Annotated in this window: 27 protein-coding genes and 1 pseudogene; 5 read left to right on the plus strand and 23 right to left on the minus strand. The window is 66.4% G+C overall.

Annotated elements, in window-relative coordinates; translation table 11 throughout:
* The first annotated feature begins 208 nt into the window (after positions 1 to 208).
* Positions 209 to 1,479 (plus strand): IS3 family transposase gene (locus ACFQGD_RS07500; RefSeq protein WP_345398866.1). Its coding sequence is split into 2 segments (ribosomal slippage): positions 209 to 491 and positions 491 to 1,479, totalling 1,272 coding nucleotides; the frame shifts between segments, so codons are not numbered across the junction.
* Here ACFQGD_RS07500 and ACFQGD_RS07505 read toward each other — a convergent pair.
* Positions 1,403 to 2,467 carry a hypothetical protein gene (locus ACFQGD_RS07505; protein ID WP_345401273.1) on the minus strand — a complete coding sequence of 355 codons (1,065 nt, stop codon included), beginning with the start codon at positions 2,465 to 2,467 and terminating at the stop codon, positions 1,403 to 1,405. The two genes, ACFQGD_RS07500 and ACFQGD_RS07505, sit on opposite strands and share 77 nt — an antisense overlap.
* 155 nt (positions 2,468 to 2,622) lie before the next feature.
* Here ACFQGD_RS07505 and ACFQGD_RS07510 point away from each other — a divergent pair, with 155 nt between their 5' ends.
* Positions 2,623 to 3,375, plus strand: coding sequence for a hypothetical protein (locus tag ACFQGD_RS07510; protein WP_345401276.1), 753 nt, complete (start codon positions 2,623 to 2,625; stop codon positions 3,373 to 3,375).
* Between the two features lie 572 nt (positions 3,376 to 3,947).
* On the opposite strand, the gene ACFQGD_RS07515 is transcribed toward ACFQGD_RS07510, so the two are convergent.
* Positions 3,948 to 4,628 carry a hypothetical protein gene (locus ACFQGD_RS07515; protein ID WP_345401279.1) on the minus strand — a complete coding sequence of 227 codons (681 nt, stop codon included), beginning with the start codon at positions 4,626 to 4,628 and terminating at the stop codon, positions 3,948 to 3,950.
* Positions 4,629 to 4,917: 289 nt separating this feature from the next.
* On the opposite strand from ACFQGD_RS07515, the gene ACFQGD_RS07520 reads away from it, so the two are divergent.
* A complete protein-coding gene (locus tag ACFQGD_RS07520; protein WP_345401282.1) occupies positions 4,918 to 6,147 on the plus strand; it encodes a HEPN/Toprim-associated domain-containing protein in 1,230 nt (409 codons plus the stop codon).
* 69 nt (positions 6,148 to 6,216) lie between these two features.
* On the opposite strand, the gene ACFQGD_RS07525 is transcribed toward ACFQGD_RS07520, so the two are convergent.
* The 7 genes from ACFQGD_RS07525 to ACFQGD_RS07555 form a co-directional block, all read right to left on the minus strand.
* Positions 6,217 to 7,110: an N-6 DNA methylase gene (locus tag ACFQGD_RS07525; RefSeq protein ID WP_345401285.1), complete on the minus strand. Its 894-nt coding sequence runs from the start codon at positions 7,108 to 7,110 to the stop codon at positions 6,217 to 6,219.
* 67 nt (positions 7,111 to 7,177) lie between these two features.
* The gene (locus tag ACFQGD_RS07530; protein WP_345401288.1) at positions 7,178 to 7,429 is read right to left on the minus strand and encodes a hypothetical protein; all 252 of its coding nucleotides are present in this window, start codon (positions 7,427 to 7,429) and stop codon (positions 7,178 to 7,180) included.
* Between the two features lie 232 nt (positions 7,430 to 7,661).
* The gene (locus tag ACFQGD_RS07535; protein WP_345401291.1) at positions 7,662 to 8,642 is read right to left on the minus strand and encodes a hypothetical protein; all 981 of its coding nucleotides are present in this window, start codon (positions 8,640 to 8,642) and stop codon (positions 7,662 to 7,664) included.
* A gap of 146 nt (positions 8,643 to 8,788) precedes the next feature.
* Positions 8,789 to 9,319: a hypothetical protein gene (locus tag ACFQGD_RS07540; RefSeq protein WP_345401294.1), complete on the minus strand. Its 531-nt coding sequence runs from the start codon at positions 9,317 to 9,319 to the stop codon at positions 8,789 to 8,791.
* Complete coding sequence (locus ACFQGD_RS07545) at positions 9,271 to 10,023, minus strand: DNA polymerase III subunit beta (RefSeq protein ID WP_345401297.1); 753 nt, start codon at positions 10,021 to 10,023, stop codon at positions 9,271 to 9,273. Before ACFQGD_RS07545 ends, ACFQGD_RS07540 begins: the two co-directional genes overlap by 49 nt.
* An 84-nt stretch (positions 10,024 to 10,107) precedes the next feature.
* Positions 10,108 to 10,602: a hypothetical protein gene (locus ACFQGD_RS07550; RefSeq protein ID WP_345401300.1), complete on the minus strand. Its 495-nt coding sequence runs from the start codon at positions 10,600 to 10,602 to the stop codon at positions 10,108 to 10,110.
* A 98-nt stretch (positions 10,603 to 10,700) separates the two neighbouring features.
* A complete protein-coding gene (locus ACFQGD_RS07555; RefSeq protein ID WP_345401303.1) occupies positions 10,701 to 11,303 on the minus strand; it encodes a hypothetical protein in 603 nt (200 codons plus the stop codon).
* A 769-nt stretch (positions 11,304 to 12,072) separates the two neighbouring features.
* Between ACFQGD_RS07555 and ACFQGD_RS07560 the strand changes: the two genes are divergently transcribed.
* The gene (locus tag ACFQGD_RS07560) at positions 12,073 to 12,498 is read left to right on the plus strand and encodes a hypothetical protein (protein ID WP_345401306.1); all 426 of its coding nucleotides are present in this window, start codon (positions 12,073 to 12,075) and stop codon (positions 12,496 to 12,498) included.
* A gap of 38 nt (positions 12,499 to 12,536) precedes the next feature.
* Here ACFQGD_RS07560 and ACFQGD_RS07565 read toward each other — a convergent pair whose 3' ends face one another.
* The 11 genes from ACFQGD_RS07565 to ACFQGD_RS07615 all read right to left on the minus strand — a co-directional run bounded on the left by ACFQGD_RS07565 (position 12,537) and on the right by ACFQGD_RS07615 (position 21,905).
* The gene (locus ACFQGD_RS07565) at positions 12,537 to 15,185 is read right to left on the minus strand and encodes a hypothetical protein (protein ID WP_345401309.1); all 2,649 of its coding nucleotides are present in this window, start codon (positions 15,183 to 15,185) and stop codon (positions 12,537 to 12,539) included.
* Positions 15,182 to 15,613: a TadE/TadG family type IV pilus assembly protein gene (locus tag ACFQGD_RS07570; RefSeq protein WP_345401312.1), complete on the minus strand. Its 432-nt coding sequence runs from the start codon at positions 15,611 to 15,613 to the stop codon at positions 15,182 to 15,184. Before ACFQGD_RS07570 ends, ACFQGD_RS07565 begins: the two co-directional genes overlap by 4 nt.
* On the minus strand, positions 15,610 to 16,059 hold the full coding sequence (locus ACFQGD_RS07575) for a TadE/TadG family type IV pilus assembly protein (RefSeq protein WP_345401315.1): 450 nt from the start codon (positions 16,057 to 16,059) through the stop codon (positions 15,610 to 15,612). The genes ACFQGD_RS07570 and ACFQGD_RS07575 overlap by 4 nt, the downstream gene beginning before the upstream one ends.
* On the minus strand, positions 16,056 to 16,421 hold the full coding sequence (locus ACFQGD_RS07580) for a TadE/TadG family type IV pilus assembly protein (RefSeq protein ID WP_345401318.1): 366 nt from the start codon (positions 16,419 to 16,421) through the stop codon (positions 16,056 to 16,058). The genes ACFQGD_RS07575 and ACFQGD_RS07580 overlap by 4 nt, the downstream gene beginning before the upstream one ends.
* Before the next feature lie 71 nt (positions 16,422 to 16,492).
* Positions 16,493 to 16,684 carry a hypothetical protein gene (locus tag ACFQGD_RS07585; RefSeq protein ID WP_345401321.1) on the minus strand — a complete coding sequence of 64 codons (192 nt, stop codon included), beginning with the start codon at positions 16,682 to 16,684 and terminating at the stop codon, positions 16,493 to 16,495.
* 16 nt (positions 16,685 to 16,700) lie between these two features.
* Positions 16,701 to 17,600 carry a type II secretion system F family protein gene (locus ACFQGD_RS07590; RefSeq protein WP_345401324.1) on the minus strand — a complete coding sequence of 300 codons (900 nt, stop codon included), beginning with the start codon at positions 17,598 to 17,600 and terminating at the stop codon, positions 16,701 to 16,703.
* The gene (locus ACFQGD_RS07595) at positions 17,597 to 18,493 is read right to left on the minus strand and encodes a type II secretion system F family protein (RefSeq protein ID WP_345401327.1); all 897 of its coding nucleotides are present in this window, start codon (positions 18,491 to 18,493) and stop codon (positions 17,597 to 17,599) included. The genes ACFQGD_RS07590 and ACFQGD_RS07595 overlap by 4 nt, the downstream gene beginning before the upstream one ends.
* On the minus strand, positions 18,490 to 19,917 hold the full coding sequence (locus ACFQGD_RS07600) for a CpaF family protein (RefSeq protein ID WP_345401329.1): 1,428 nt from the start codon (positions 19,915 to 19,917) through the stop codon (positions 18,490 to 18,492). Before ACFQGD_RS07600 ends, ACFQGD_RS07595 begins: the two co-directional genes overlap by 4 nt.
* On the minus strand, positions 19,917 to 20,708 hold the full coding sequence (locus ACFQGD_RS07605) for a chromosome partitioning protein (RefSeq protein WP_345401332.1): 792 nt from the start codon (positions 20,706 to 20,708) through the stop codon (positions 19,917 to 19,919). Before ACFQGD_RS07605 ends, ACFQGD_RS07600 begins: the two co-directional genes overlap by 1 nt.
* Entirely contained in the window at positions 20,708 to 21,412 is a 705-nt protein-coding gene (locus tag ACFQGD_RS07610; protein ID WP_345401335.1) for a hypothetical protein, read from the minus strand. The genes ACFQGD_RS07605 and ACFQGD_RS07610 overlap by 1 nt, the downstream gene beginning before the upstream one ends.
* Before the next feature lie 100 nt (positions 21,413 to 21,512).
* Entirely contained in the window at positions 21,513 to 21,905 is a 393-nt protein-coding gene (locus ACFQGD_RS07615) for a hypothetical protein (protein WP_345401338.1), read from the minus strand.
* A 1,513-nt stretch (positions 21,906 to 23,418) separates the two neighbouring features.
* Between ACFQGD_RS07615 and ACFQGD_RS07620 the strand changes: the two genes are divergently transcribed.
* Positions 23,419 to 24,036 carry a prepilin peptidase gene (locus ACFQGD_RS07620; protein ID WP_345401341.1) on the plus strand — a complete coding sequence of 206 codons (618 nt, stop codon included), beginning with the start codon at positions 23,419 to 23,421 and terminating at the stop codon, positions 24,034 to 24,036.
* A 127-nt stretch (positions 24,037 to 24,163) separates the two neighbouring features.
* Here the strand turns inward: ACFQGD_RS07620 and ACFQGD_RS07625 are convergent, their stop codons facing one another.
* From ACFQGD_RS07625 to ACFQGD_RS07635, 3 genes and pseudogenes are all read right to left on the minus strand, one after another.
* On the minus strand, positions 24,164 to 24,898 hold the full coding sequence (locus tag ACFQGD_RS07625) for a 5-formyltetrahydrofolate cyclo-ligase (RefSeq protein WP_345401344.1): 735 nt from the start codon (positions 24,896 to 24,898) through the stop codon (positions 24,164 to 24,166).
* Positions 24,899 to 24,909: 11 nt separating this feature from the next.
* The gene (locus ACFQGD_RS07630; protein WP_345401347.1) at positions 24,910 to 25,866 is read right to left on the minus strand and encodes a transcriptional regulator; all 957 of its coding nucleotides are present in this window, start codon (positions 25,864 to 25,866) and stop codon (positions 24,910 to 24,912) included.
* 60 nt (positions 25,867 to 25,926) lie between these two features.
* A pseudogene (locus tag ACFQGD_RS07635) lies at positions 25,927 to 26,271 on the minus strand (helix-turn-helix domain-containing protein); the annotation flags it as partial.
* Between the last annotated feature and the right edge of the window lie 131 nt (positions 26,272 to 26,402).

Genomic DNA, 26,402 nt, shown 5'->3' on the forward strand with positions numbered 1-26,402 from the left:
TCATGACCGTCCGCCCGCCGCCAACGCCTCAGCAAGCATTTCCCGCACATCACGATCAAGTCGCCACACGTCGTTGGTCTGCAAACGGGCCGCGGCGGTCATCACCGCGTCATCATCGAGCCCGTCCAACCACGCCCGAATCACCGCAGGATCAACCTGACCCGCCCCGGCGTGTCTGGAGGCTTCGTCTTGTGAGGAGGATGGAGTCATGGCACGTCGGTCGAGCTATCCGCAGGAGTTGCGTGAGCGCGCGGTGCGGCTGGTGGCCGAATCGCGCGGGAACTATGACACCGAGTGGGCCGCGATGGGCGCGGTCGCGACGAAGCTGGGCATCGGTAGCACCGAGACGCTGCGTAAGTGGTGTCGTCAGGCCGAGATCGACGCTGGGCAGCGTCCGGGGACGACGAGTGAGGAATCGGCCGAGCTCAAGCGGCTGCGGGCCGAGAACCGCGAGCTGAAGCGGGCTAACGAGATTCTGCGGTCGGCGTCGGCTTTTTTCGCGGCCGAGCTCGACCGGCCCTCGACACGCTGGTGAGGTTCATCGAGACCCACAAGGACGCGGTGGGACTCGAGTCGCAGCTGCGGTGGGGTGTCGAGCCGATCTGTCGCGTGTTGTCCGAGCATGGGATTCCGATCGCCCCATCGACCTACTACGAGGCCCGCAAGCGGGGCCCGAGCAGGCGCCAGCAGACCGATGAACAGCTCATTCCCGAGATCACACGAGTGCATGCGCAGAACTACGGCGTCTACGGTGCGCGCAAGGTCTGGCTGATGCTCAACCGCGAGGGAATCACGGTGGCCCGGTGCACGGTTGAGCGGCTCATGCATGACCTCGGGCTCGAAGGCGCCCGGCGCGGGCGCCGCACACCGCGCACCACCGTGTCTGATCAGAGTGCGCAGCGGGCCGCAGACCTGCTGCGGCGTGACTTCACCGCCGCGGCACCCAACACTCGTTGGGTCGCGGACTTCACCTACGTGGCCACCCACGGCGGCACGGTGTATGTCGCCTTCGTGGTTGATGTGTTCTCCCGCAAGATCATCGGCTGGCAGGCCTCGACCCGCATGCGCACCAGCCTGGTGCTGGATGCCCTGGAAATGGCGCTGTGGCACCGGGAATGCCACGGCCAGTTAGGGGATGGGCTGATCCTGCACAGCGACGCGGGTAGTCAATATACGTCGATCGCGTTCACCAACCGCCTCGCCGACGCCGGGGCACGGCCCTCGGTCGGCAGCGTCGGCGACGCCCTCGACAACGCGCTCGCCGAAACCACCATCGGGCTATACAAGACCGAACTCATCGACAACCACGGCCCCTGGCGCGGACTCAGCCAGGTCGAACTGGCCACATTGGAATACGTGGACTGGTACAACCACCGGCGCCTTCACGGCGCCTGCGACGACCTCACCCCCGCAGAAACAGAGGAGGCCTACCATCAACGCCACGCGACGTTAAATCCCGAAACAGCCCCAACACACTAACCCTCCCGACACGCCGGGGCGCTTCAACCCGTTCAGGATGTAACGCAAGAGTCTCCGTGAGGCCCTGGCGGGCGGCCGCGGCCTGAATTCGCCACTCCGACCGCTTCAAAGCCGACTTCCCAGAAGCCGCAGACAACGCCGCGCGAACATTGTCGTGTCCGACTGTGATATCCAGACCGGGCGGCAGCGGGCTAACGTCCCGAGTCCCGGCGACCAGATACGGGATCGCCGTCGTGCGAGCCCACTCTTCCAGAGCCCCCAACTCCTTCATCACAATATGCCAGGTTTCGGTATGGGGCCGCTGAATCGACACTTCAGGCCAGATCGTCGCAGGCACCTGCTTGCCGATTGGCACGGTCGCGATAATGTGCCCAACTCGTACCGGCCCGCCCCCCATAATTGTCACCGCCGGGTCTGGCGCGTCGAGTTTGACCTGTCCGAGACGTACTGCCGCCACGACCGGGGTTCGGTGCTTCGCCAGATTGGTGTGCTCGGCCAGCACACGCATCGGATGATTGTCAACATCCGTCCGCTGATAAGGCTGAAGTAGACGTAGGCGGCGCACCAGCGGCTCACCGTCCCGCAAAGGTGGGATATCGCGGCGACGCCGATGGTTCAGCCACTCGACGAACTTCTTCTCGCTGACCACCGCAGGCATCTCGATTGCTCGTGCCTCGCCCTCGGCGAGTGCCCGGCCGAGTAGGTACTCGATCTCAGCGAAGATCGTGTGCTCAATTGCGGACCGCAATTGGGTCATCGCGTCCGCTGCGTACCGAGCAGCGGCAGCTGGCAGCGGCGCGACAGCTTTCACCTGCACGTTGGCAACCTGGCCGTCAACAATGTTCTCCAGCGTGAACGGTCCTGGCTCCAGGTAGTCGTGGAGTACTTCGCCAGCGCGCGCGATGAGCGCGTCAACGTGGGCAAGGGTGTACGCGGCATGGAACTGATGCTCAGGTAGCCACGAGTAGTCGCGTCCAGCTGGAGTCATCACAGGAGACTATGCCACGCGCGCCGAGTCAGTCTCCGGATTTCAGCGGCCTCTGCAGCTAGGCTGCTGACCGCCCGCCTGGCGAAGTGTGCAGGCCCAACATCGTGGAGAGGTACGACATGGCCTTGCACCCCCTCCAGAGCCCACTCGACCGCATGATCGATTATCTGGGCGATGCGCAGCGGATCAATGAAGTGATCCAGCAACGACTACAGCAGACCACTACCGCACGTCGGGCCCAGGGCAAGCCTGGTGGAGGACAACCGGGCAGGCCGCACTCCTCGCTCAACCGGGCCGTCGTTGTAGCCGCGGTTGGAGCGCTGGAGGCGTTCAATGAGGATCTCGCTCTCACCGCTCAGCCGCTCGATCCGCAAGCCACGCCACCGTCGCCGTGGTACGAAATCGACGGCAGGAGAGGAATGGTTCAGACCCCGAGCCCCTACAACCTGCGCAAGCTTTACTGGACCTTCTTCCGTTACGACCCCACACCGGATTGGGATTTGAGCGTGGGCGTTGCCCCCACGGAGCTTGGAACGGGGAGCGCATGGCGAGTCGGAACCACGAGCTATAAAGGAATTGATGCTTCCTCGTTCCTGGACGCCATGGTGAAGGTCCGCCACGGCTTTGCACACCAGGACAAGGCGCAAAAGCCGCCTGCCTACGCGGGAATTGTAACGCTGACTCCGACCGGCAGGATAGCCATCCACTCGCACCACGCCACGAACGCACTCAGCGTACTGCTCCAGTTCGCGGTCCTCACCACCCACGGTTTGGCCGACTGGCTGTCAGTTACGGGACGGTTCCGATGGTCAGCTCGGATGGCTTCGGCGAATTGGGAGAATCTGCTATGCGGTACGCCGGCAGGAAGCATGGTGACGAAACACTGGAAGAACGCGCCGCAGCTCTAGCAGCCGGGGACCGCGTGGATTGACGTGAGCGAAGGCGAGCGCGACGATCGGTCCCGCACGGCACGAAGAAGGGCGCTCCGCTACGCCGAAACGACCTGTTGCGGCCAAGCATCGTCCTCACTGCCGATGATCTTCTACCCGACGTCAACTCCGCTCACAAGGTTGTTGAGGCCGCAGAGGCGTACTACCAATTGGGCGAGGAGCTTGGGGGTTCCGACCTTGGGACTACGGGGAGCCCACGCTGCACGCGCGCTGCTGGCCTACGGTGGTGACCGCTCCAATGTGCAGGCGGTGACGGACACTTTCGATCAGCCCGGATCCGCCGTGATCGCGGTCTTCGCCGCGCGGATGTTGCTGGAAGCGGGCCGCTCGCATGAGGTAGCGCTACTTCGTGGGATGACCAAGAATCGTTCAAGAGGCACGCGAAGCAGTACTTCGGCGAGTTTCGAGCTCGCGTGAATAAGACGACGACACACTGTCCGCCACCACCAGAACCTTCTACGTCAGGCTGCGGTGGTGCACTTGACCGCACGGTGGTTACATGGCCTTGACCGAGTCGCGACTGAAGTGAATCAGCTCGGTTCGGCGTCGGGCTTCGCCGAACCGTTGCCAGAATCGCGTCGTGCCCTCACATACCCAAGCGTCTTGCCGGACTGCACGTGCCCGACGATCGTTGCTCGGCCGACATTGTCGGAAACATCGACCTTGTCGCCGACCAGGATCTGAGCGGCGTGGGCCAGGAAGCGCTGTCGTTTCTTCTCCTCGGCGGAGTTCTTGGCGGTGGTCGTTCGGAATAGCGCGTCGGTCTGACTTACGTCGTGAGGACGTCCCAGTCGCTCCCTGGATTGCACGATGTCCTCGTACGTGCGTGAGTGCGAAAGCGGGCGGACCTCATTCTCCAGGTCTTCCGATCCATCGGCATCAGGCGTCGGGAGCAGCGCCTCTTCGCCGTGACCAGTGACCGGCTTGTCGCGCTGCGACTCCTCGTCCGGCGCGGAAGCCTTGGCCTCCTTACGTGCCCTCGATCGAGCCTCGGCCCGGGCGTCACGTCCGTCGATCCAGGCAGTCTCGAACTGCTCGAAGATCCAGAACAGACGCTCCTTGCGTGGCACCGCGTACCGCTCGGCGATGATCTCCTCGCGCCTAGGGTCATCGCGGGGGTAGAGCAGCGCAATTGCGCGGACGCCGAGCGCGTAGACCACCGTGGCCAGGACCGCGAGGCCGAGCAGCGCGAGCACGCTTCCGGTCATCATGGCGTCGCTCCGATCCGAGTGAGACGAAACGCCGTTGCCTTGCCGAAGTTGAGCTTGCGGAAGCGGGCATCCTTTTGGGCGGCGCGAATCATGCCACCGAGCTGCTGACGGCCCTTGTCCGTGAGGACATACTTGCGGCGCCGGCGCGGACATGAGCACCTGATAGCCCGTCTCGCCGCAAGTAGCCCTCAAACTGCAGCCCACGGCAGCGACTAGGCACACTACGCCGCAGCGTCCACTGCCTTGTGGCAGCCAGCTCTCACCGCGACAAAGACGGCATGCTCAGCCGATGGAATTCGCCAACTTCTGTTCTGGTGCGGCGGAAGGTCGACACGGGTGGGATCCTGGTGATATGGGGCATCACTCACGCCTTCACATCGGCCGGGCTCAGATGTTCTGGAGCAGGGATTCGTACGACTCTGTCCTCGCCGCGCTGTTCACCGAGGCCGACCGGCACCACGACGGCGAGGAGTACGGTTACCGGTCAACGGCTGCCCTAACACGCGATCGCCTGCAACTACAAGGCTTCACGGCGACTCATGCACGAAGACAGATCGATGCCGCCGTTGGTGAGTGGCGGCAGAAAGTTGGCCCGGACGATCCAGGGCCGCGCAACTCGGACGACCTCCTCGATACGTATCGAGAGATTCTTGACGTCCCAAAAGATGACTTCGACCGCCCGTCATGGTTCGCATATCTCGAGATTCAGGAGCCTTCAGACGTTTACCTTGACTTGGACGCTAGGGCCATGCTTCGGGTTATCCTCGACATGGTGCCGAACAGCACCGAGATCTTTCTCGACCTGTCCGAGCTCACTGGGTGTTGCGTCGAACTGGATCCGACGGAACCTATAGCCGAGCGGGGCCGCACCGACCAGCGGGCGAAACTTGCAGCCGACGCCCCGCTCATCGTTCTCACAGAGGGGACAACTGACTCCGAACTGCTGTCGCTGGCACTAGAAGTGACCCATCCCCATCTCGTGGGCATGGTCAACTTCCTCGACTTCGGTAGCCAGAACCGGCCCGAGGGTGGGGTCGGGGCCCTGCGCAACACCGTCAGGGCGTTCGTCGCTGCGGGCGTCGCTAACAGGTTCGTCGCCCTCGCGGACAACGACGCGGCAGCCTACGAAGGTCTTGGGGAATTGAAGTCCAGCCGTGTTCTACCAGCGACGTGCAGAGTCCTCCACTATCCGGACCTCGAGCTGCTGGAAGACTACCCAACCTTGGGACCGTACTCGGCCGAGACCGTGAACGCGAATGTCAACGGCAGAGCTGGCTCGCTGGAGATGTACCTCGGAGTTGACGTCCTCACCCTCGATGGAAGCCTTGCACCCGTTCAGTGGAGAAGCTTCAAACCGAAGGTGCGCCGATACCACGGCTCACTGCTTGATCCGGACAAAAAGCGAGTTCAGGAAACGTTTCGCAGGAAGGTGCAGGATGCCCGTTCGAAGGGTCCTGATGGAATGGACTGGACGGGCATTCGCGCAATCATGAAAGCGATCATCCACGCCTTCGACTAGCCGCCGACCACGTGCTTGGTCGTCGCTCAACCTAGGGCGCTGAATAAGCACCTCCAGTTCGGAAGCCGATTAGTCTGGTCGTTGTGTGCTGTCGTCATCAGCGGCCGCCTCGGTGAGTTTCTGGGCGGTGCGTATGGCGTTGATCATCAGCTTGTCGCGGCGGATGGTCTTGGTGAGCTGCAGAACCTCGGCTCGCTGGGCTTCGGCCCGGGTTGCCCAGTCTCCTTCGGCGAGCGTGTTGGCCACGCACAAGAGGATGCGCGGACCCAGGCCCCACAGCAGGCTGTTGACGGCGCACGACGCGATGGCGAGGTCGTCGATGTCGGCGCCGTACCAGGACACGGTCGCGGGGTCGCGGTGCTGTGTGCGCATGGCCTGGGCCGCCGCGCGGAACAGCCCGCCGGTGCCGACTGCGGGGTCGTAGACAGCGGTGTTTTCCTCGGGTGGCGTCATCTGGGCCATCAGGTCAGCCACCGGTGTGGGGGTGTAGATCTGTGCGTTCGCTCGACCCGCGGTGTGAGTTTTGAGCAGAGTGAGAAGGACGCCTAGCAGGTCGGTGTCGTAGCGATCGTGGGTACCGGTCAGCTCGAGTTGGCCTTCACCGAGCGCGGCGTCGGCGGTGCGTTTGGCGGCGTTTTGCAGAGTTCGATCCGGTTCGTCGAAGACCCACGCCATGAGTGGATAGACGAGGTGGGTCAGGTCTGGGCGTGCGTTGACCAGCGCGGTGTAGATCGATTGCACGGTACCGGTGAAGTCGTGCGCGGTTTGCGCTTGAAGTTGCTCGGCCAGGTCCGGGCCGTGTGAGTCGCGCTGCGACACCAGGGACAGCGCTGCCACGACGGATAGGGCCACGTCGCGACGGCCGGAGTGGTTGGATTTGTTCCACGCCGTGTCGACGGCTCCGGCGATAGCGGCGGCGTGCTGGCCGGGGTCGCGCTGCCTGCGTTTGATGGATCGGCTCATGGTTCGGCCCTCCTCTTGGTATGCGAGAGAGGCGGCACGGTGGTGGGCTGGTGTGCCCGCCGAGCGGTCATTTGCCGTCTGCGTTGTCGCTGCTTTCTGACCTGGGCGTCTTGCGCTGGTCGCCGTAGGGCGCGGTGGGCGTCCAGGCGCGGGGTGGGGTCAGGCCGGCGCGCATGCGGGCGTCAAGATCGAACACGGCGTTGGCCAGTTCGGTAGCCAGCTGGCGGACGTGCCATGCCGGGGCTTCCAGGTGCATGTGGCGCGCTGCTCCGGCGCTGGTGATCATGTTCCGATATGGGCGTTCGCAATCGGTTTTCATCAGTGACCTCCTGGGGAGACACGCGAGGGCACCGGAAGCCGTGCGGCGGGGGAGGCCAGACAGTGAAAGGGCCGGCGGACCCACCCCCCGGAAGGGGTGTTGGCACGGTCCGCCAGCCTGCCGTAAGCCCTTGAAAGGGCTGCCACCCCGAAGGGCGGCATGGCCAGGGTAGCTCACTGATCTGGCGCGCGGTCCCGTTGCCGCTCGCTGTGCGGTTGTTGTTCCGGTGCTGTCAGCTCGGTGTCGTTGTCTGCGCGGTGCGCGGCCGGTATTGGGTGACCACGTCCCACAGCGGTCGGTGATGGTGGGCGCCGGTGAACTGGGCGTCCGCGTGCTCGGCGGGCACGGCGGCTCCGGTGATGCTTGGGTAGCCGGCTCCGATGCCGTCGGCGACCGCGTCGATCACCTCGGCGTCGAGGTCGTGTCCGACGACGTGTACGTGGACGTGTGGCGTGGCGCTGCGAGCGGCTGCGAACACCGTCCTGGTGGTCGGTGCGCTCACCAACCCTGTGCTCACAGGGAAGATGACCAGGTCGGTGCCGCGCAGCAGGGCGGTGGTGTCGGGCTGGTGTGGGTCCAGGTGCACCAGCGTCACCGCGTGTCGCTCGGCGAGCGCGGTCCTTGCCTGCCGCACCGCTTCGTACGAGGGCGGTCCTCCGTCCCCGGCCGCGAGTTCGCGCACGTGCCCCAGGCGGTCCGGAGATCCGCCGCGTTGAAGAGTTTGGCGCAGGCCGGGATCGTGAGGGCGCGCGTCGATCACGGCGACGTCTTGGCCGGTGGCCGTTCCGGCCGCGGCGAGTCCGCCCACGATGTGTGTGCCCAGCTCGCCCGACGGTTCGGGGTCGAGCACTGCGACCACCAGCGGCGGGTTCACCGCGAGCGTGAGTATTTGCTGTCGCAGTACGCCCGTGCCGTCCGGGACGGTGACCAGGTGCGCCGCGCCAAGGGCGATTGCGTGCCGGTATAGGTCCGGCTCATCCGCGTCCTCGGGGTCGGCCAGGAGGGTGATGCCGTCGCGGCGCGGCAGCGGATGGGGTCGCGAGCGTAGCAGTGGCGCGGCCTGCGCGTCGACGAACACCAGCGCGGCTCGGTCCCAGTCATCCCGGTTGAGCTGGTCTGGTGTACGCGTGGCCAGACGCACTCCACGTAGGTGTTGCGCGATCTCGTGATGCAGGGACGGCAGGTCAGTGATCAGCAGGACGAATCCCGACAAGGTTCTTCACTCCGTTCAGGACAGTGGCGGGTGTGGTCACCGCTGGGGCGGAACGGTGACCACAGCGGACAGGGGTAAGAGGTCGTGCGACTCCCTTGATCGGTGGTCCCGGCAGGGGCGTTGTCCGCTCCCGGGACCACTACAGATCAGGGCTGCGGGGAGCGGACGAGCATCAGCAGGTGCCGGTAGGCGTCTTCGTTGGCCCCGGTGAACACCACGGCGCGGGTGGGAGTGGCCAGTTGAATGGTCACCGTCTCGCCAGCGATAGTGTTCAGCGCGTCGCGCAGGTACGCCGCGTTGAACAGCACGTTCATGGGTTCGGCGGCGCCGCGAACCTCGGCGGCGTGGGCGGGCGCGGACACCGCGTCGGCGTGTTCGCCTAGCACGGGCGCAATGGACACCGAGCCCGCGGGATCGATGCTCATCGTCACCTGTAGCGGCGTGCCCGATCCGTCGCGGTGCGGGACGGCGTGTTTCTTGGCCTCCACTGCCGCAGCGGAGCGCGCCGTGGCCTGCGCGAGCGTGTCCCGGTCGGCCCGAGCGGCGACGGCCACCTTCGGAACCAGCCGTTCGTGGTCGGGAAACGTCGCTTCCACTGGGCGTGTGATCACGGTCATGTCGCCGCAGGTCAGCGACACCCAGTCGCCGGCCGCGTCGTGACCGAACCCCAGCCGCACCCGGTCGCCCTTCGCATGCTTGAGCGCGGCCGAGAGCACGCGACCGGAAACAGCGTCGAGCGTTCCTCGGTCGCCGTGGTTGCCGCCAACTGTGCAACGGCCGGCCGGTAGCGGTCGGTGCCCGCAAGTGTGAGCGCGCCGGGAGTGACCTGCATGTGCACGCCCGTGACCATCGGAACCGTGCCGTCGTCACCCGTGGCGACAAGCACACGGCGCGCGTCGCGGCTGAGTTGTTCGCGGTCAACCTCAGTGACGGTTGGCGGGACATACGGCAGCGCCGGGAAGTCCTTGGCCGGATAGGCGGTGACGGGCATGCTGTAGCCGTCGACCTCGAGCACTGCCATGCCGTCATCGGTGGCGCGCACGGCGACCGGCATCTGGTCGGCGTCGCGCTTGCGCGCACCCTTCGCGAGCGCGGCAAGCAAGTTCGTTGCTTCGCGATGGTCGATCAGCACCCGGCCGGGAGTGCGTACAGCGCCGGACACCCGCACGGACGCGACGGTGTCCAAGTCGGTTGCGGTCAGCGTCAGGTCACCGTCTCGCCCGTCCAGCAGCACGCCACCCAACGTCGGCACGGCCGGGCGACGCGGCAAGCCCACGCCGACCGTGGTCAAGGCGTTTACAAGTGTCGCGCGGTCGGTGTGGCACTCCAACGTCGGCGCCGTGGTCGCGGTGGTTGCGGTGGTTGCGGTGGTGGTCGTCATGGTGGATACCTCCTCCCTGGGAAAGCGGTGTGTAAACGGGAGTTCGAAGGGGCGCCCGGGGCCGGGCGCCCCTTCTGCTCGGGTTCAGCCGACCCAATAGGTGCCGGTGTGGGCCTCGGTCAGGTCGGCATGCGGCAGCGCCTCACCCGGGTACGGGGTGTGCATGATCAGCCGACCGGCGTTCGTGACGGCGTGGTCGGGAACGCGGCGCAGGGTGAAGGCGAACGCGCCGCGCGGATCACCGACGGACATCGTGACCGTGATCGAGTCCTCGTCGGGGTCGGTGTGGATCGCGGCGGAGTTGGCCCACGACAGCGGCACTCGTTGCGGGTGGTGCGGACCCTCGCGGAAGTCCGGCGCACTCTCGATGTCGTCAATCGTGGGATCGTCGTACGGGTCGTAGGCGTCGCAGACCAGCGAGTCGGATTCGTCGGCGTAGCCGCCGGTGTCCTCGGTCAGGGACTCGCCGCAGGCGGCGCACCGCCATTCGGTGTCGTCGCCGTTCTCGAAGGTGATGACCGAGGAGTCGTCATCAAAGTCGGTGGAGATCATCTCGCCGTTGACGGACAGCACGAACACAGCACACCTCCATGAGGCAAGAGCGGGATGAACGAGTGGAGGGGACGCGCGCCCGGCCGCAGCACGCGGGAGGGGCGCGGCCGGGCGCCGCGGAGGGGTCAGGACGGGCAGGTGAACCGCAGGGCCTTGCCGCAGGCCGGGCAGGACACATAGGCGCGGTCACGGTCGTCGAACGGCACACGCACCAGATCAGGCACGCGATACCTGGTCAAATCCGAGCCGTCCCACGCGTGCAGGTGCACGGTGTCGTAGGTGAACCACCGGTGGCCGTTGACGCATTCGCCCGTGGCGTTGGAGTAGTCGGCCCAGTCTTCTAACGCGTCCACGGTGGAGCGATAGACCGTCGGCGCGACGTACAGGCCGAGGTGATCACTCACGATGATCGCCAGGTCGCCGAGCTCTGGCGCCGACAGGACCACGAAGCCGAGATCATCAATGAGATGGTCGGAGAAGTTGACCAAGTTGTGGTGCCAGAGTTCCCCGTCGCCGTGGAGTCCGACGGGAGGCTCGCCCGTTCGATCAGTGATCCAGGCGACGATCACGTCATCGTGGGGCTGGTCGTGGCCGTTCGCGTCCATCCACTCGCGCAAGTCGTCGGTGAGATCGTCGGCGAACTCGCCGCGGTCGTTGATCCACTCTTGCGTGTCTGCGGACAGCCAGCCGTCGCCGTGCGCCCACGCTTCAACACACACAGACGTCATGAGAATCCCTTTCGAGGCTTACGGCTGCGGGAATAACGGGGTGCCAATCCCTACCCGCACTATGTTCTTTCGTGTCGGAACTATTCGAGGTGGTTTCTCTGTGTTCCGATGCTTCTACCGTAACGCCGGCGCCGGAGGCGAAACAACAGCTCTCGGCAAATTTTCGAGCCGATTTTTCGGCGCTGACCTTGAGCCATTCGATCGGGTGTTGACCAGCGGAAACGGCGATGCGGAAGAATTGTCTAGATCATGCTCGTTATCGAATCGAACCGTCGACGAAGAATGCTAATGAATCCACCGTTGGAACGAGGTTATGACAAGCGATTTTCTTGTCGTAATAATTCCCACCCAGCTCCCGAACTCGTCCCATCGCTCCACTTCTCCACCCTTCTCCCTCCCAGTCGTCACCCGGTTCCCGCGCGGTACCGAGGCTTGGGGACTTTGAGAAGGGGCAGCGAAGCGTTGGCCTGCGACAACGCCCGACTCGGAGGCTTCCTGATTAACCGGTAAGTGAGCAGGCAGATGAGTACGAACATGAGCGAGACGATCAGTAAGCTGATCACTCGCAGTCACCTTTGATCGATCCGCTATTGCCCTGATCAGGTGGACTTGGACACTCGCCAGGTGTGCATTGCGCGTCTCAACCGGCTCTCCGTCGGCATAGGAACGACGATGGAGGGTCCGGGGTCACACTGACTGCTGCGCGAGTGGACACGAAGTCGCCTCGCCTTACACGACTATTGGGGAGCATACGGGGAGGGCATCAGGCATGGCGATGAGCGCCGACGAGGTGCTGTGCTGGTTCGATGCCGTGAATTGGCAGCAGGGTGAATGGGTGCCGGAGATCGTCGTGGCGCTGTGGGGCGGCTCCCAGCGTTTTCTGGACCTGTGGAAGGAAATCCGTGACAGCAGCACGCAGCACCGATGGTCAGGCAAGACGAGTCCACTGACGAAACAGAGTCTGTCCCAGACGTTGACCCGCATGGAGCGGGACGAGTTGGTCCTGCGGCATGAAGACAATTCCGCTGTGCCGAAAGCGGTCTGGTACGAGGTGACGCCGGTCTTACGGGAGTTCTTGGAGGAGCGGGCGCAGCGCCCTGCGGAATGGATTGCTAGCCATCAGGAGTTGATCGAGCGGATTCGACGGCGACGCGTCACGCGGGAACACGACCTGCGCCATGATGAGGAGGTTTGACCCTCTCGGTTGCCCGGAGGCAGGTGGGTCGCCAGCTGTTAGCCGGCCATTCGGTGCTGGCGTTCCTGCAGGGCTCTGGCCAGCGTCAGCGTGCTGGGATCGGGACGCTCGCCGATCTCGGCGAGGCTCGTAGTCAGCAATTGGACGGTACGCGCGATGGCGTCGGTGAACCCGAGTTCGGCCTGCACTCGCATGATGTCCCGGTAGATGTCCTCGTTCTCCGGGTTGAGCAGCCTGGCGTGTTCGAGGAGCTGTAGCTGACGATGCGGATCCCGGCCGCGATAGTGGGCGGCCATGCCAGCCAAGGCATCCACGACGCAGCGGTGAGCGGCCTCGCGCGGGCCTTCGAGCCAGAGCGCGGACATGCCGTCGGCGATCTCGCCACGGTAGACCGCGGCGATCCGAGACCAGGCCGCTAGGCGATCTTCGTCGGTGGCCGCGGTGCGCCGCTCGTGTTCGGCCTCGTGGAGTTGCCAGTAGTCGACCTCGATAATGTCCGGGTCGAGCGCGACGTGCTCGTCGTGCTGGGAGATGGGATCAGCCGCCTGGTCGTCGGTCGCTGTGGCGAACGCCTTGCGCATCTGCGACAGCGACGCGTAGAAGGCATTGAACGGTCGGCGTCCTCGCGCGTCGGGCCAGAGCGCTTCACGGACAGCGTCCCTGGTCGTGCCGGAGGGGTGCAGCGCAAGGAACACCAGCAAGGCCTTGTGCTTAGGTGCCAGTGCGGACGTGACGTCGTGGCCCTCGTCGTTAGGGCTATACCAGGTCAGGGTCACGGGACCGAAGATCGACAGCGCCCACGGGTGGTTGCGGGGTTGGCGGATCCGCTCGATCGTGTCGACCAGCATTGCCACATCAGGTGTAGGCGCGCGATGGGTTCCGTCGTCTGCCGGATCGGCGGGAAGACGGTGGGATGGATCCTCGGTGTCGACCGAATCGGCCTCGGGGCTGTCGCTGCTCGGCTGGATAGCTTCGGGGTGAGTCGTGTTACCGGGGCCGCCAGCGTCGGTACCAAGTTCGTCGTCACCGGGCTCGGTGGAACTCGACGCCGGTGCCCGCGGCGCGGGCGTGTCGGCGAGCAGTGCCACCAGATCGCGGGTGTCGGCGGCGTCCATGTGGAACAGGCGCGTGTCCCGCAGGTCGTCGACCGCGGGGCTGGCCGCGGCCACGATGCCATCAGCATGCACCCGTACGGTGGCTCCAGCGGGCCAATGGCCGAGCAGGATGGCGCCGATCCCACCGCCGATGCCGGCATCGAGGATCGACTGCAACCGCTGCTCCGGGCGTTCGATGCGCGCGACCAGCACGGCATGCAGCTCGGTTGAATCCTGCGCTGGTGCATCGGGCGGGACATGTTGTGCCAGGGCTGCGGCTGCGCTGGGCAGATCCTCGGTGACGTGGAGTCGCCCGGTCGCGGGCAGGTCCTCGCCCACCAGCGCACGTGCGTCGGCGGCCGGAACAACGACGGTGGCTCGGGTGCTGGCCAGCACGTGCACCACCAACGCGCGTGCTGCGGCCTCGGCTCCGGGTCCGGTCAGCCCGAGTCCGTTCACAGCCGCGACATCGATGGCACGGACACGCTCGTCGTGAACGCCGATGTCGACGGTGCCGCCGTCGAGGTCGATCTCGACAGGCATCGGAGCGCCCGGTTCGGTGTCATCGAGGTGGTCCGCGTCGTAGGCCAAGCGCAGCGCGTGGACGGCGGGCGTGGGCGGGGGCGGCGGTGTGCGGTCACCGCTGCCGGGTTGATAGGCGCGCATGCGCTTGCGGCGGCGGATGACCATCGCGAGCGCGACGGCGCTGGCCAAGGTCGCCGCGACCAGGCCACCACTCCACAGGGTGAGCGCGGAGCCCGAGGTCGTCGTGACGGCGGACGGCGCGGGCGCGTGGTCCTGATCCTGCGTCACTTCCGGGGCGGGTTGAACGGACTGCGATGAGGGAGCGCGGTGCGGCAACGCTGATTCAAGACGCGGTGGGGAGTCCGGCCGCGCGGTCGAGTCCTTGGGCAGGCGCAGCACCCAGCCCGGACGGATCAGGTGCGGGTCGGTTAAGGCACCCCCATCGGGTTGAGGACGTCCCCGGTTGAGACGGAAGATCTCGATCCAGCGGCGGCCGTCGTCGAGAGCGCGCGCGGCGATGCGCCAGAGGCTGTCGTACACGCCCTGGTGCGGAGGCCGCACCACCACGGTGTTGTCCTGGCGAGATGTGATGGCGCGCGGTGTGCTGTGGTGACCATCCGGGTTTGGTGATGCACTCTGAGCGGTCTGCGGCGCGACCAGGGTGGGCTCGGGCGGCGGGGTTGCGCTTGCCGCGGGGAAGTGTGGCGGCAGCAGACCGAGCACGGCGGAGGCCACAAGCACTCCGGCAACCGCGTGCACCGGGCCGATCGCCGGGGGCCGCACGCCGCGCAGCGCATCGGGAACGCACCGGGCGACGTCGACGGTGAAGACCAGCCAGGTGGGCCACGCGATGCAAGCCAGGATCTTTAGCAGCAGCGTGACCGACAGCGGGTTGAGCAGCGTCGCCTCGATCTCGTCGCGAGTCGGAATGTGGTCGGGGAGCGGCCAGCCAATGAAGGTAACCAGGCCCCAGGGCACGCCCACCAGCAGCGCGGCGAGCGCGAGCACGGCCGCCAGCGCCGCGACCAGCCGGGTAAGTCCCACCGTGAGGCGTCCGAGGTTTGTCATCCGTTGCCTCCCAGCGCGCCGAGGTCGGGATGAGCTTGCCCGCGACCGGAGACGGTCACCTCGGCGATGCCGACCAGCCCGAGCAGCTGGGTGCGTTGACGCGCATCGACCCGCACCCGAACGAGATTGACGTCGGCGGTGACGGTGCCGCTGGCACCAACGGAGTGCAGATAGCGCTGGGCAGCGGCGCGCGCGGCAGCAGGGTTCAGCCGAACCGTGCCACGGCGATAGGCGGCAAGATCCAGCTCTTGGGCACCGGCGCGGGCAGCTTCCTGCGCTTGGCCGATGGCCCGTGACTTGGCCGACAGCGCCAGGCCCCCGTCGAGGACCAGACCGGCCGCCAACAGGCAGGCGGCTGTGATGATCACGACGAACGCCGTCACCTGGCCTCGCTCGTCCGCGGCCAGCGAGCGCCTCATATCCTTCATGAGCCAGCACCTCCCTCGACGACGCCGCGCCACCGATCCACCACGGAGGAAGCCGAGGCGTCGGCGGTCATCGATCCCGGCACCCCGAGAAGCGCCACGTCGGACAATCCGATATCGCAGCTCACGGTGACGATCACGGTGCTGCCGGGCTGTAGGCCGGAGACCTGGGCGTCAACGCTCAAGCTGCGGCAGGTGACGCCTGCCCGGCTCAACGCTGCCTGGGCGGTTCCCCGGGCATCGGTGACAGCCTGGTGGCCGCTGCGCGCCAGACTCGCCGCCCGAGCGGCCTGGTGGGCCGCGTCATCAACGCGCAGGCGAGCATCGGCCAATCTGCCGCAGAAGACCACAAACAGCAGCAACATGATCAGCAACGGTGTCAGCAGTACCAGCTCGGTCGCCGCTGAACCGTGCTCATCCTGGCGCAAACGCCGCAGCAGCGTGCTCACCCGCTTGCCTCCGGGGGTACGAACCGCTCGCGCGGCCCGACTGCTCGAGCGTGAACCGACAGCTCCAGAAACGGCACCACTCGCGCCGCATGACCCGTAACCTCCACAGTGGACCGTGTGGGACCGCGAGTGACCACGGCATGCGGGTCGCGCAACGAGCCGCCCCCGAGCTGGGCCAAGACCGCGCCTGCTCGCGCCTGACCATCCGCGGCGCTGGCATCTTGCACCCGTGCGACGGCGAGCGCCTGAGAAGCGGCGGCCTGCGCGACGTGGATGGCATGGGTCCAAATCGCGACCTGGGTAATGACCAGCAGCAGCAACAGCAAGGCTGGCACGGCGAGCACGAACTCGGTGGTGACCATGCCGTGCTGATCGCGCCAGAGACGTCGCGACCAGCGCCGCCGCCCACCTCGGGGAAATACCGCCGACGCGGTCACATCTTGCCCCCGATCTCGTTGGCCTTTTGGGTGATCGCCGCCGTGATGATGCCCAGCACCGTGAGCGCCGCAGCCACCACCAGCGCGGTGATCAGAACGAACTCCGTGGAGTAGCCACCCTCATCCGCGCGGATCTGGCTGATGCGGGCGCGGACTGTGGCGACGATGACGGTGAGGTACGTCAGCATTGATCCGATCCCTTCTCTATAAGGAGGTGAGTGCGATGCTGATGGCCGGGTAGCCGATGAAGACGAGGAAGCCCGCAGCCAGGCAGATCACTGGAAGGGCCATGCGTTCGGTCGCGGCCCGTGCCTCGCCTTCGGCTGCGGTCAGCTCGCGGGTCCGCATCGCCGCGGCTTTGTGCGCCAACGAGGTGCGGACCTTGGCGCCCTCGGTCCCGGCCAGCGCCATCGATGAGGACAGCTCGACCAGTTCGCTGATGTCCAGCTCCGCACCGAGTTGGCGCAGGGTGTCCCACGGAGTAGTGCGGGTCAGCCGTGCCGTGGTCAATGCGTGCCGCAGGTGGGCGAAAGCCCATCCCTGGCCGAGGGAGGCGGCGTCGTTGAGTGCGCCGTCGACGCCGACTCCGCCGGCGAGCGAGACACGCGCCAGGTTCAGATAGGCGCCCAAGGCGTGCCGGAAGGTGGCGCGTTTGCGGGCGGCCTGCTGGCGCACATCCAGATCCGGGAGGAAGAAGCCGCCGATGGCGCAGGCGATGCCGACGACGACCGGGGCCTGCCATGGCAGTACCACTCCTGCCGCGAGCAGGCCGGCCTGCGATAGTCCGGGCAGCAGCAAGCCGACAACGGCCAGCACGGCCTTCTCCGCCAGCAGCGTGTCTGAGGATCTTCCGACGATGCGCAGGTCGCGCATCTGCCGCTCGGTCGGAAGCCCCAGCGTCCGTAATGGTCGCACGGCTGGGCGGCCCCATCGCGCCGCCGGTCCGCCGGAGTCGACCGTCGTGATCGTGGGCCTCGATTGTGGGGCTGTCCGTACCGCGGCCAAGGCGCTCGCCAGCGAGGGGCGCGGCGGAAGCAGCCAGATCAGCAGCGCCCACAGCCCAAGGCCGATACCGGCTCCCAGCACCACCGCGGTCGTGATCACAGCTGGATCTCCTGTCCTCCACGCGGCCCTGCGCCAGCGACAGATGTCAGGAACCGCTCCGGCTCGCCGATCCGCGCGATCTTGGCCAGCCAGGCGAACGCCGCAGCGAACAGCCCACCGACCACTAGCAGCATGAGCTGGCCGAAGGCACTGTCGTATGGGTGCAGAAGGCCCCGGTTGAATACCACCAGACCCCCGGCCAAGAACAGCGTCGTCGCGACGATCATGCGTACGCTGGTGCGGGTGCGCGCCCGCTCAGCGTCCACGCGCAGCCGCATCGAGACCTGCTCACGCGCTTCGGTGGCCAGCTCGCCCAGTAGATCCGAGAGCTGGCTGGTTTGGTACTGAGACGCCAGGATCAGGGCACTGACGACCAGGTCGGCGGTAGGATCGTTCAGATCGTCCGCCAGTCCATCCAGCGCATCCGCGAGCCGGTCGCCTCGTTGGAGGCGCACGGAGAGTTCGTAGATGTCGCCGCGGATTGACGCTGGAGCCGTGTCCACCGTGGCGTGGATCGCCTGCTCAAGTCCGGCTGCGGCCGAGAGCGTGTCACGCAGCATCTCGGTCCACACGGCAATCGCCTCGGTCCGCGCGACTCGGTACGCCTGCTCGGTGTCATGTCCGAGTACTCGTGGCAGCGCCCATACCGCGAGCGCGCTCAGCACGCCGCCGACGACCCACCCGGTGAACACACCAACCAGCACGCCCGACGTGACGCTCAGCGCGATCCCGCGTGCGGAGCTTCGATGGCGCAGTCGATTGACCCACCGCGCCCATCGGCCAGATGCCACCGGTGTGGTCGTCTCCTGGCCACGCATACCGCGGATGAGCAGGAGCACGCCGAGGCCGAAGCCCGTCCCAAGCACCCCCGCCACCATGGTGGAGACGCTCATGGGTTCCACCACCCTTCGGGCCGCTCCAGCATGTCCGGGTCGAAACCCACTTCGACGAGTCGCTCGATGGTCTCGGTGCGCAGCGGCACCCCGGGAACGGCACGACCGGTGAGGTCGGGACGGAACACCTCGTTGCTGACGACATGCTTGTCCTCGGCGCCGACGACCTCGCGGATCGAGCTGACCACGCGGGTCTTGTCGTCGCGGGCCTCAGCAAGGTGGATGACGACATGCACCGCGCTGGCGATCAGCAGGTTGGTCGCCTCCAACGACAACCGTTCCGGGCTCTGGGCTGCGTACGTGGCCAGCTTCAGAAACGCGCCCTGCGAAGTCGAGGCGTGCACGGTCGCCATCGAGCCATCGTTTCCCTGGGTCATGGCGTTGGCCATCGGGATCAGCTCGGACCCGCGAACCTCGCCCACGATGACTCGGTCCGGGCTCATACGCAGGGCCCAGCGCACGAGTTCGGCCTGGCTGATCGCCCCTTCTCCCTCGACATTCGGCTCGCGCGCCTGTAGCCCGACGCTGTCGGGATGGGCAGGATCGCGATCCAAACCCAACTCGAGGGAGTCCTCGATGGTGATCAATCGCTCGTGAGCAGGGATGGCGGAGGCGAGTCCACGCAGCATCGTCGTCTTGCCGATAGCGGTCCCGCCGACGATCAGCATGTTGAACCGGGCACGGACCAGCGCCGACAGCAACGCCTCCAAGCCGACGTCGATCGTGCCAAGCTGACGTAGCTGTTCCAGCGTCACGCGCGAGAAACGGTGCCGACGGATCGACACCGCCGGTCGGCCGGTCACCGCCATGGCGGCGAACAGCCTGCTGCCGTCCCGCAGTTGAACGTTGACGCCCGGGGAACCGCGGTCGAACCGGCGCTCCTCCACGCCGGCGCGCGCGGCCAGCGAGCGCACCAGATCGATCAGCTCGTCATCTGAGGCGGCCACCGGCGGCATCTGGGCGCGCTCCCCGTTGGCGTAGCGAACGAACACCCGATCACAGCCGTTGACGTTGATCGTCTCGATGTCCTCGTTGGCCAGCAGCGGTTCGAAGCCGCCAAGGCCGAAGATCTCGTCAAGGACCTCGCCGATCACCTGACGCTCAACGTCGTCCGGGGGCAATCCGGCGCCCGTCGGATGGGCGAGTTCCTCGGTGGCGTACGCGTCGGCGGCATCGGCGGCAAGCTTGTCCGCGAGGTCGCGCCGCGCCTGATAGCCCAGCGCGGGGCGGCCGTGCTGTTCATCCTCGCGGATGCGCTCAGCCAGCCCTTCTGAGACCGCCCGACGCAGGCGCGTGCGCAACGCAGCAGCGCCCGGATGCTCCCCGCCGGCACCTGCGGGTTGCCCTGGCTCCGGACCTACTTCTTGTCCCGACGGGAACGAAGACATCGCCGGGATGCTCTGCTGGTGAGAATTGGTCGTCATCACGGCACCCCATTTCCGTTCGACGACACCGGTGCAGCGAACTCCGCAGCAGGTTGTGAGGAGCTGGACGGCGAGGAGGGTTCGACGTGGGCCATCAGGGTGCGGGCTAGACGTTTGCCAGCGCGCCCCAGGTTCGACTTCATCGGCGGTTTCCCTCGCTCCTCTCCGCGCAACACGGCGGCGCCCGCAGAGTCCTGCGGCAGCGTGCCCATTACCGGCACGCCCAGCTCCCGCTCGACCTCGACACGGCTGTAGCCGTCCCCGACGAGCACCAGTCCCGGGATTCGGGTCCACGTCGGAATCTCGTTGACCACTGCGGCCACGTGGGACAGTTCGTCGGCGCGCGGCCGGGCCATCACCAACAGCGCCTCCGCCCCACGCACCAACGGCAACGCCGGAGACGACGGGTCCAGTCGGCCCACATCGACCAACACCACCGCATCCGAAGGACCAGCTGCACTCCGAATCGCGTCCACACCTCGACTGGTCAGCACGCCCAGCGCGGCCCGCGCCTGTTCGGCCGCCACCGGTCCCGGCACCACGCGCGGCAGATCGCCGGACAGCCGCTGGCTGTGCTCGGCCAGTAGTCCGGCACTGGACTGACGCCGTGCCGCCGCGGCCAGCGACACCAACCCCGGAGTCGCCGACAGCCGGTGACGCGCAGCGACATCACCACCCGCTGGGTCGGCCTCGACCACCCGCGCCTCGCCGACAGGCCAGCGCGCGGCCATCGCGAGCGTCGCCGTCGTGACTCCCGGCGAGCCCTTCACCGAGCAGAGCCCGATCAGCATCACGCACCTCCGGCGGCAACAGCGACCAAGGCCAGTTGGCCGGGCGGGATCGCGGCGACCTCCTCGGCACTCGCCGTGGGCAGTTGCACGGACACGACCGTCGTCTGATCGTTGGCCTGCGGCGCCACGCTGACCACGCTCGCCTGCCACGGACCACCGGACACCCCCGAGCTGGTGCTCGCACTCGCTCCCGTACCGGGGGTGACGATGACCGTCACTGTCGTTCCCGGCGCGAGGTTGGGTGGCGCCTGGCCCGCTTCGACCGCCAACGCCACAACGCCCTGACCCGGTGGCGGCACCTGCGGGCGACCCAACGCCGACCTCGATAGCAGCGTGCCCGCAGGCAGCGAGTACGCGACGGGCTGCCCCAGCACCGACTGCGCTTGGCTTGCCGGGATCACATCCGTGCCCGGATCGGCCGACAGCGGCACCTGCCGCAGATCCTGCGGCGTCACGACGTCTCCGACGGTGACCGGTCGCGCGAGCGCCAGCATCGGCTCGCGGTCGCCGGCCTGCAGGACGATGATCACCGAGCCGGCCGTGCAGCCCACGACCAGCAGCACCCCGAGCACCAGATACGGCACCCGCCGTCGCCGCGGGTCGCTGGCGATACGCGATGATGCCCCGGGTGTGCGGCCCACCCACGACCGCGCGCCGGCGGGTGCTGCCTGGTCTGGTTCATGAGTAGATGTGGGTGCCGACATCCAGCGCCTCCCAGCATTGCGGTACCCCGCACCCTTTCCCGCGTAGGAAATCAGGGTGTTGTGCCAGTCGGATATTTCTCTGTCTGCAGTGGCGGGAGCGCTACCCCGGCGCGTTATTGAGCGCCTGCGACTCCGCCACCGCGAACGACGCCGTCGACGTCGTGGTCAGGCCCGGCAACGTGCCGCCCTGCCTGGCTCCGGACCACCGCACCGTCCAGTGCACGGTGGCAGTGACCGGATAAGTGTTGTTCGTTTGTCCTTGTGAGCTCTGGCGGTAGGTGTGACCACAGTCCGGGCTGGCGGCTTCCGAGTCACCGCCCGGCGGGAACGGGGTACCGGCATCCCGGCACTTCACCGTTGACCCATCGCCCATCGACCACGTCACCGACCGTGGTGTCGCGGTCGCGGTGATTGAGACACCCGGCACGGACGCGGTCGCCGTCTGCGACCGCCACTGGTCGCGGTCCAGCCACAGCCACGTCGGCAGATTCACCAATTGCGTTTCAGCCGGAGAAGCATGGATCTGTGGCGAGGGCAATCTCAGTTGGTCGTACGCCTGCTGCGCCACCATTCTCGGAGACGGAGCTGGCGCCGCGCCATCGGGAATCCAGATCGGTGGCCGGTACAACCCGTCGGACCATCCCTCACCCGAGCACCGGTACACATACCAGGCACCCGACCGGCCCGACTGTTCCTGTTGCTGGGCGAACCGGACCCGCCCGTCCGACTGGGAAGGCTGATACACCGCCGGAGCAACGGTGACCGCTCCACCGTCGTCAGGCGGCTGGTAGCCAATCGCTGTGGTTCCCTGACTAGGAGGCCGGTAGTCACTGCGAACGTATCGACAGTTCGCCAGATTCGGAGCACCCACGATCCGGTCTCCCTGGAAACGATCTCGAGTGCCGTCGGCACTCGAGCCACCGGCTCGCCCGCTGCCGCCTGACTGCGACGACGAAGAGGACCGACCCGGCTGGCCACTCTTTCCAGCGCGCAGGTCACAGCCCGCGTACTCGACCTTGTTGCAGTCGACTCCGCCCCAAATGTCGTCCGCAAGCGCTGTCCCAGTACCGGCAATAACCAATGTGGACACCGAGAGAGCCACGATCGGGATGCGGTTCAGCATGTTCCCACCCCCTCGACAGCGAACCGCGTAACCCGCCAGGTGCCGTCTGGCTGCTGGACAACTTTCGCAGCGATTGACCGCCGCCCGCCTTGGGCGTCGTTGACCGGCTTGCCAGTATCTTCGTGAACCTTCGACGTGCCGGTCGAATCGCCGCAGTCCGAGATCATCACTGTCCTCGGATTGCGTGGCGGCTCTACCGAGGTGACACGCGGGTGGTTTTCCGGGGTCCCGCGGGTGACGACACCGGAGCGGTGATCGGCATACAGGCTGCGGGTGATCGTGGTGAGGGCGTTGCCTGTGGCGTAGCGAGCCAGCTCCGGCGACTTCCAATCAGACGTACGCGCAGCGCGGGCCATCGCCTGCCACATGCCGACATATGTCGCCTTTGCCTGTTGTCGGGCGGTATCCGCTGCTGTCGGCACGGTCGACGATGGCGACGCGTCAGCGGCCGAGGAACTCGGCGGGGGAGTCGATGCGGGCGGGTTCTGTGAGCTACACGCGATCGTCGCTGCGACGCAGATGCTCGCTGAACACGCCAAAGCGAGCGATGGGACGATCGGACGACGCATACAACCCCCTACGTGGTGATCATCCGCTCTCAGCGACTGATGCAGACCACATGTACAACTCGCCACCGTGGTCAACTCAAGCGGACTGAGGGCGCAAAGCGCCGCTGAGGACCATTCCAAGGAGATATTCACTCGATCGAGTTATGAGGTTGACCTGTTCCGTGCTGGTTGTTGCACCATTGCGCTACTGATCCATCACACTGTGAACACAGTGTCCGGCACTGTCGCGTGTTGCCGTACGTCGGAGCGTCACTCTCGTGCCACCGCTTCTTCCCATTGCTCTCTGGACAGGCTGCGGACTCGTGTGCGGCGTCATGATCGGTATCGCAATGCGGAAACGGGAGCACGAAACCCCTCGGCTACAGCTGATCACCCAGGTGGCCGTGACCGGCGTACTCACCCTGGCACTCGCGTGGAAGCAGGAAAGCGATCTCGACCTGTCGATCGCCGTCGGCTTCATCGTCGCCGCGGTGCCGCTGGCCGGTCTCGATCTACGAACCGGAAAACTGCCCAACTGGCTGGTGCTGCTCACCCACCTACTTGCACTCGCAGGACTGGCCCTGACGATGCTGGTGCAACCGCAGACAAGTCATCTGCTCGCGGCACTGGCCGGCGTCGTCGCCTTCACGCTGCTCTACGGCGGGTGGTACGCCCTTCTGCCCGGCCACATCGGCGGCGGCGACCTCAAGCTCGCACCCGCCGCCGGGGCTGTCCTGGGATGGCACGGCTGGCCAGCGGCAGCGAACTCGCTTCCACTCGTAGCGGTCTTTCAGATGCTGGTCTGGCTGGCGGGGGCGCTGCTACTGATCTGGGGCCTGCAGGCGATCGCATACGTCGCCGCGCGAGCCGCCGGCCACCGCCCCGACATCGCCCTCCGGCACGGCACCTTCCTCGTACTGGGCACAGTCGTGGCACTGCTCCTCGTGCCGTGAAAACTCGCCAATGGCTCACCGTACACGTGTCGCCAATACAGTCCGCAAAGGAGCTGACCGGTGCCAACGGGCCACCTTCGGCACAAGGGAGTCGGTGTCTCGCCGCCGATACGGCATGGCCTCGTGATCAAAGTTCGTGTGCCCGTTTTCGTTCCGCGAGTGCAGGGATCGCTGCGATTTTCTCTGCTGTGAGGTCGTCCCAGTACAGGCCAGTGGGCCTGCTCGGTTGGTTGCAGGTGATTACTTGTTCGGTGGTGACGATGAGGTCGACGCGGAAGTCGTGGCGGGTCTCCGGTAAGTCGTCGTCAACGACCTGAAGTGGATGGACGGTGGTGACGATCGTGGTGTCGTGGGTGATGTGTCCTGCTTCGGTGAGGAGGGCGACTTCGATGTCGGAGTAGCCGGCCCCTTTCCCGAGGCGCACGCCGTCGCGGTTGACGGCCACGCTGCCGCAAACGATCAGATCGATCGGTTGGACCTCGTCGACCCCGACCGCATCGCCAACTGACACGGCGACGGAACTGGATGCGGCTTGCTGGGTCGTGACGTCGAGCCGAGCGAGGTTGAGGCGGCGAAAGGGCTTCAGGTCGGCGATTTTCGGGACGGCCATGTACAGGGTCTTGCCGTGCTCCAGGGCGAGGGCTCGGACGGGGTGTTGTGCTCTGTCCGGGACGGCTTTGATCGCTTGAGCCTGCTGCCAGAGCGGGAGGGTGGCCAGCAGTGCCGCTGCCTGGTCAGCACCGCGGAAGTTGGGGATGCGACCGTGGGTGCTGCCGCCGTGGGCGGCGTCGGCTTGGTCGAGCAGATCCCACGTGCGACGACGGGCAGCGTTCTTCTGTTCGTCCACAGCGTCGTGGGGCACGCGTCGCTCCTTCAGGCCGCGGTCAGCAGGGACAGCAACCGATCATAGGCCGGTTCGACGATCGGGTTTGTGCGCCATGGGCTGAGTTCGCGCCCCACACGGGCCACGAGGTTCAGTCCACCGCCACCTCGGGTCGTTTCCGCGATGTCCAGAGCGCGGTGCAGCGCGGTGGTGGCTGCTTCGATGTCTCGCTGGTGAAGATGCGTGAGGCTTAGATTGGCGAACACGAGCGCACCGGACTTGCTGGGACTCCGTTGTTGTGTGCGTGCCGCCTGGCCCAGGATGCGCTGCGCTCGGACGTGATCGCCGAGCGAGAGGTAGCACGATCCCGCCAGGCGATCGAACTGTCCCGGTGAGTACAGATGCGCGGCGATGTCGCTGGGTGAGATCCGGCCGAACTGGGTCTCGGCGCTGCTGAGGGCGGTTTCGCAGGCGCCGGTGTTGCCGAGCATGGCGTTGGCTTCGGCAGCGTGCAGGTGTGTCAGTCCGGTCAGCACGGCGCTGATGCCGTCAACGAGCTCACCTGCGCGGCGGGTCAGAGCAAGACCTGTGCCAGGGTCGTGTTGGCCGTAGAGCGCGACGTATGCCCTGCGAAGCAGAGCGTAGCCCTGCGCGGTGGGATCGCCGATGTCGCGAGCCGCGGCTTCGGCCCGTTCGAGGTACTTCAGCGCCGTGCGGTGGTCTCTGCGCTGCGACGCATCCCAGGTCAGCTGGCCCAGCAGGGTCGCCGCCTCAGCCTGAACCAGACGCATTTCCTTCGCGATTCGACCGACTGCGTGTTTGGCAAGGGTATCGACTTGAGCATGGACGTGGCCAGCCTCCGCGAGCAACGCTGTTGACGGCACAGTGTCGTAGCGCCACTCGAGATCCTGCACCCGCTGGCGCAGATGAGCGACGGCGACGAGATCGACACGCGAGGGATCCCGTAACGCTCGATGCAGCCGGTCAGATCCCTCCTCGGATTCCATGGAGTCGCATTCCTGACCCGACTGTGGCCTGACAGCTCCCCGGAACCAACGCAATTGGCGCGGGACGCCGAGCGTGTCACACCAGCGTTCCAGACGCTCCAGATCGGTGATCGGGCGGCGCTGACGCTCAATGATGCTGAGGTGCCCCTGCGTGAGCTGCAAACGGTCGGCTAATTCCTCCTGGGTGATGGTTGGAGAATGTGCCTTCCGGAACGCGCGGAAGAGCCGACCGATGTGACCATCACGAAGCGCGGCGCGAACGTCGTCGCGCTCCCACGGAGCGTGCGGTGGAGGCGGAACAGCACCGAGAACGCTCGCTCTTGCGGACGCGCACGGGCTACACACGATCTCCCGGTTATCGCGCGCGAGTCGGGTACCGCACTCGACACACCGTCTGGGATCCATCCTCACGTCCCTCCGTGCTGGGTACCGCGCCGCAGTGTAACGCCGGCCTACGCGTAGGTGCCGCAGGACAGGTTGCTGATGCAGACGCTGCGCAGCCACGACCTGTCGAGGTCAGTGATCATCCGGCTGCC

Origin of the sequence: Haloechinothrix salitolerans, assembly GCF_042662605.1 — a bacterium.
GTDB lineage: Bacteria > Actinomycetota > Actinomycetes > Mycobacteriales > Pseudonocardiaceae > Haloechinothrix_A > Haloechinothrix_A salitolerans.

Coding starts and splice junctions, on each gene's coding strand:
- ACFQGD_RS07580 (WP_345401318.1), bottom strand. CDS start 16,421: ATGGTCACCACCGAGTTCGTGCTCGCCGTGCCAGCCTTGCTGTTGCTG.
- ACFQGD_RS07595 (WP_345401327.1), bottom strand. CDS start 18,493: ATGAGCGTCTCCACCATGGTGGCGGGGGTGCTTGGGACGGGCTTCGGC.
- ACFQGD_RS07530 (WP_345401288.1), bottom strand. CDS start 7,429: ATGAAAACCGATTGCGAACGCCCATATCGGAACATGATCACCAGCGCC.
- ACFQGD_RS07525 (WP_345401285.1), bottom strand. CDS start 7,110: ATGAGCCGATCCATCAAACGCAGGCAGCGCGACCCCGGCCAGCACGCC.
- ACFQGD_RS07565 (WP_345401309.1), bottom strand. CDS start 15,185: ATGACAAACCTCGGACGCCTCACGGTGGGACTTACCCGGCTGGTCGCG.
- ACFQGD_RS07585 (WP_345401321.1), bottom strand. CDS start 16,684: ATGCTGACGTACCTCACCGTCATCGTCGCCACAGTCCGCGCCCGCATC.
- ACFQGD_RS07560 (WP_345401306.1), top strand. CDS start 12,073: ATGGCGATGAGCGCCGACGAGGTGCTGTGCTGGTTCGATGCCGTGAAT.
- ACFQGD_RS07630 (WP_345401347.1), bottom strand. CDS start 25,866: ATGGAATCCGAGGAGGGATCTGACCGGCTGCATCGAGCGTTACGGGAT.
- ACFQGD_RS07570 (WP_345401312.1), bottom strand. CDS start 15,613: ATGAAGGATATGAGGCGCTCGCTGGCCGCGGACGAGCGAGGCCAGGTG.
- ACFQGD_RS07605 (WP_345401332.1), bottom strand. CDS start 20,708: ATGCTGATCGGGCTCTGCTCGGTGAAGGGCTCGCCGGGAGTCACGACG.
- ACFQGD_RS07620 (WP_345401341.1), top strand. CDS start 23,419: ATGATCGGTATCGCAATGCGGAAACGGGAGCACGAAACCCCTCGGCTA.
- ACFQGD_RS07520 (WP_345401282.1), top strand. CDS start 4,918: ATGGAATTCGCCAACTTCTGTTCTGGTGCGGCGGAAGGTCGACACGGG.
- ACFQGD_RS07510 (WP_345401276.1), top strand. CDS start 2,623: ATGATCGATTATCTGGGCGATGCGCAGCGGATCAATGAAGTGATCCAG.
- ACFQGD_RS07515 (WP_345401279.1), bottom strand. CDS start 4,628: ATGATGACCGGAAGCGTGCTCGCGCTGCTCGGCCTCGCGGTCCTGGCC.
- ACFQGD_RS07505 (WP_345401273.1), bottom strand. CDS start 2,467: ATGACTCCAGCTGGACGCGACTACTCGTGGCTACCTGAGCATCAGTTC.
- ACFQGD_RS07610 (WP_345401335.1), bottom strand. CDS start 21,412: ATGTCGGCACCCACATCTACTCATGAACCAGACCAGGCAGCACCCGCC.
- ACFQGD_RS07545 (WP_345401297.1), bottom strand. CDS start 10,023: ATGACGACCACCACCGCAACCACCGCAACCACCGCGACCACGGCGCCG.
- ACFQGD_RS07555 (WP_345401303.1), bottom strand. CDS start 11,303: ATGACGTCTGTGTGTGTTGAAGCGTGGGCGCACGGCGACGGCTGGCTG.
- ACFQGD_RS07600 (WP_345401329.1), bottom strand. CDS start 19,917: ATGACGACCAATTCTCACCAGCAGAGCATCCCGGCGATGTCTTCGTTC.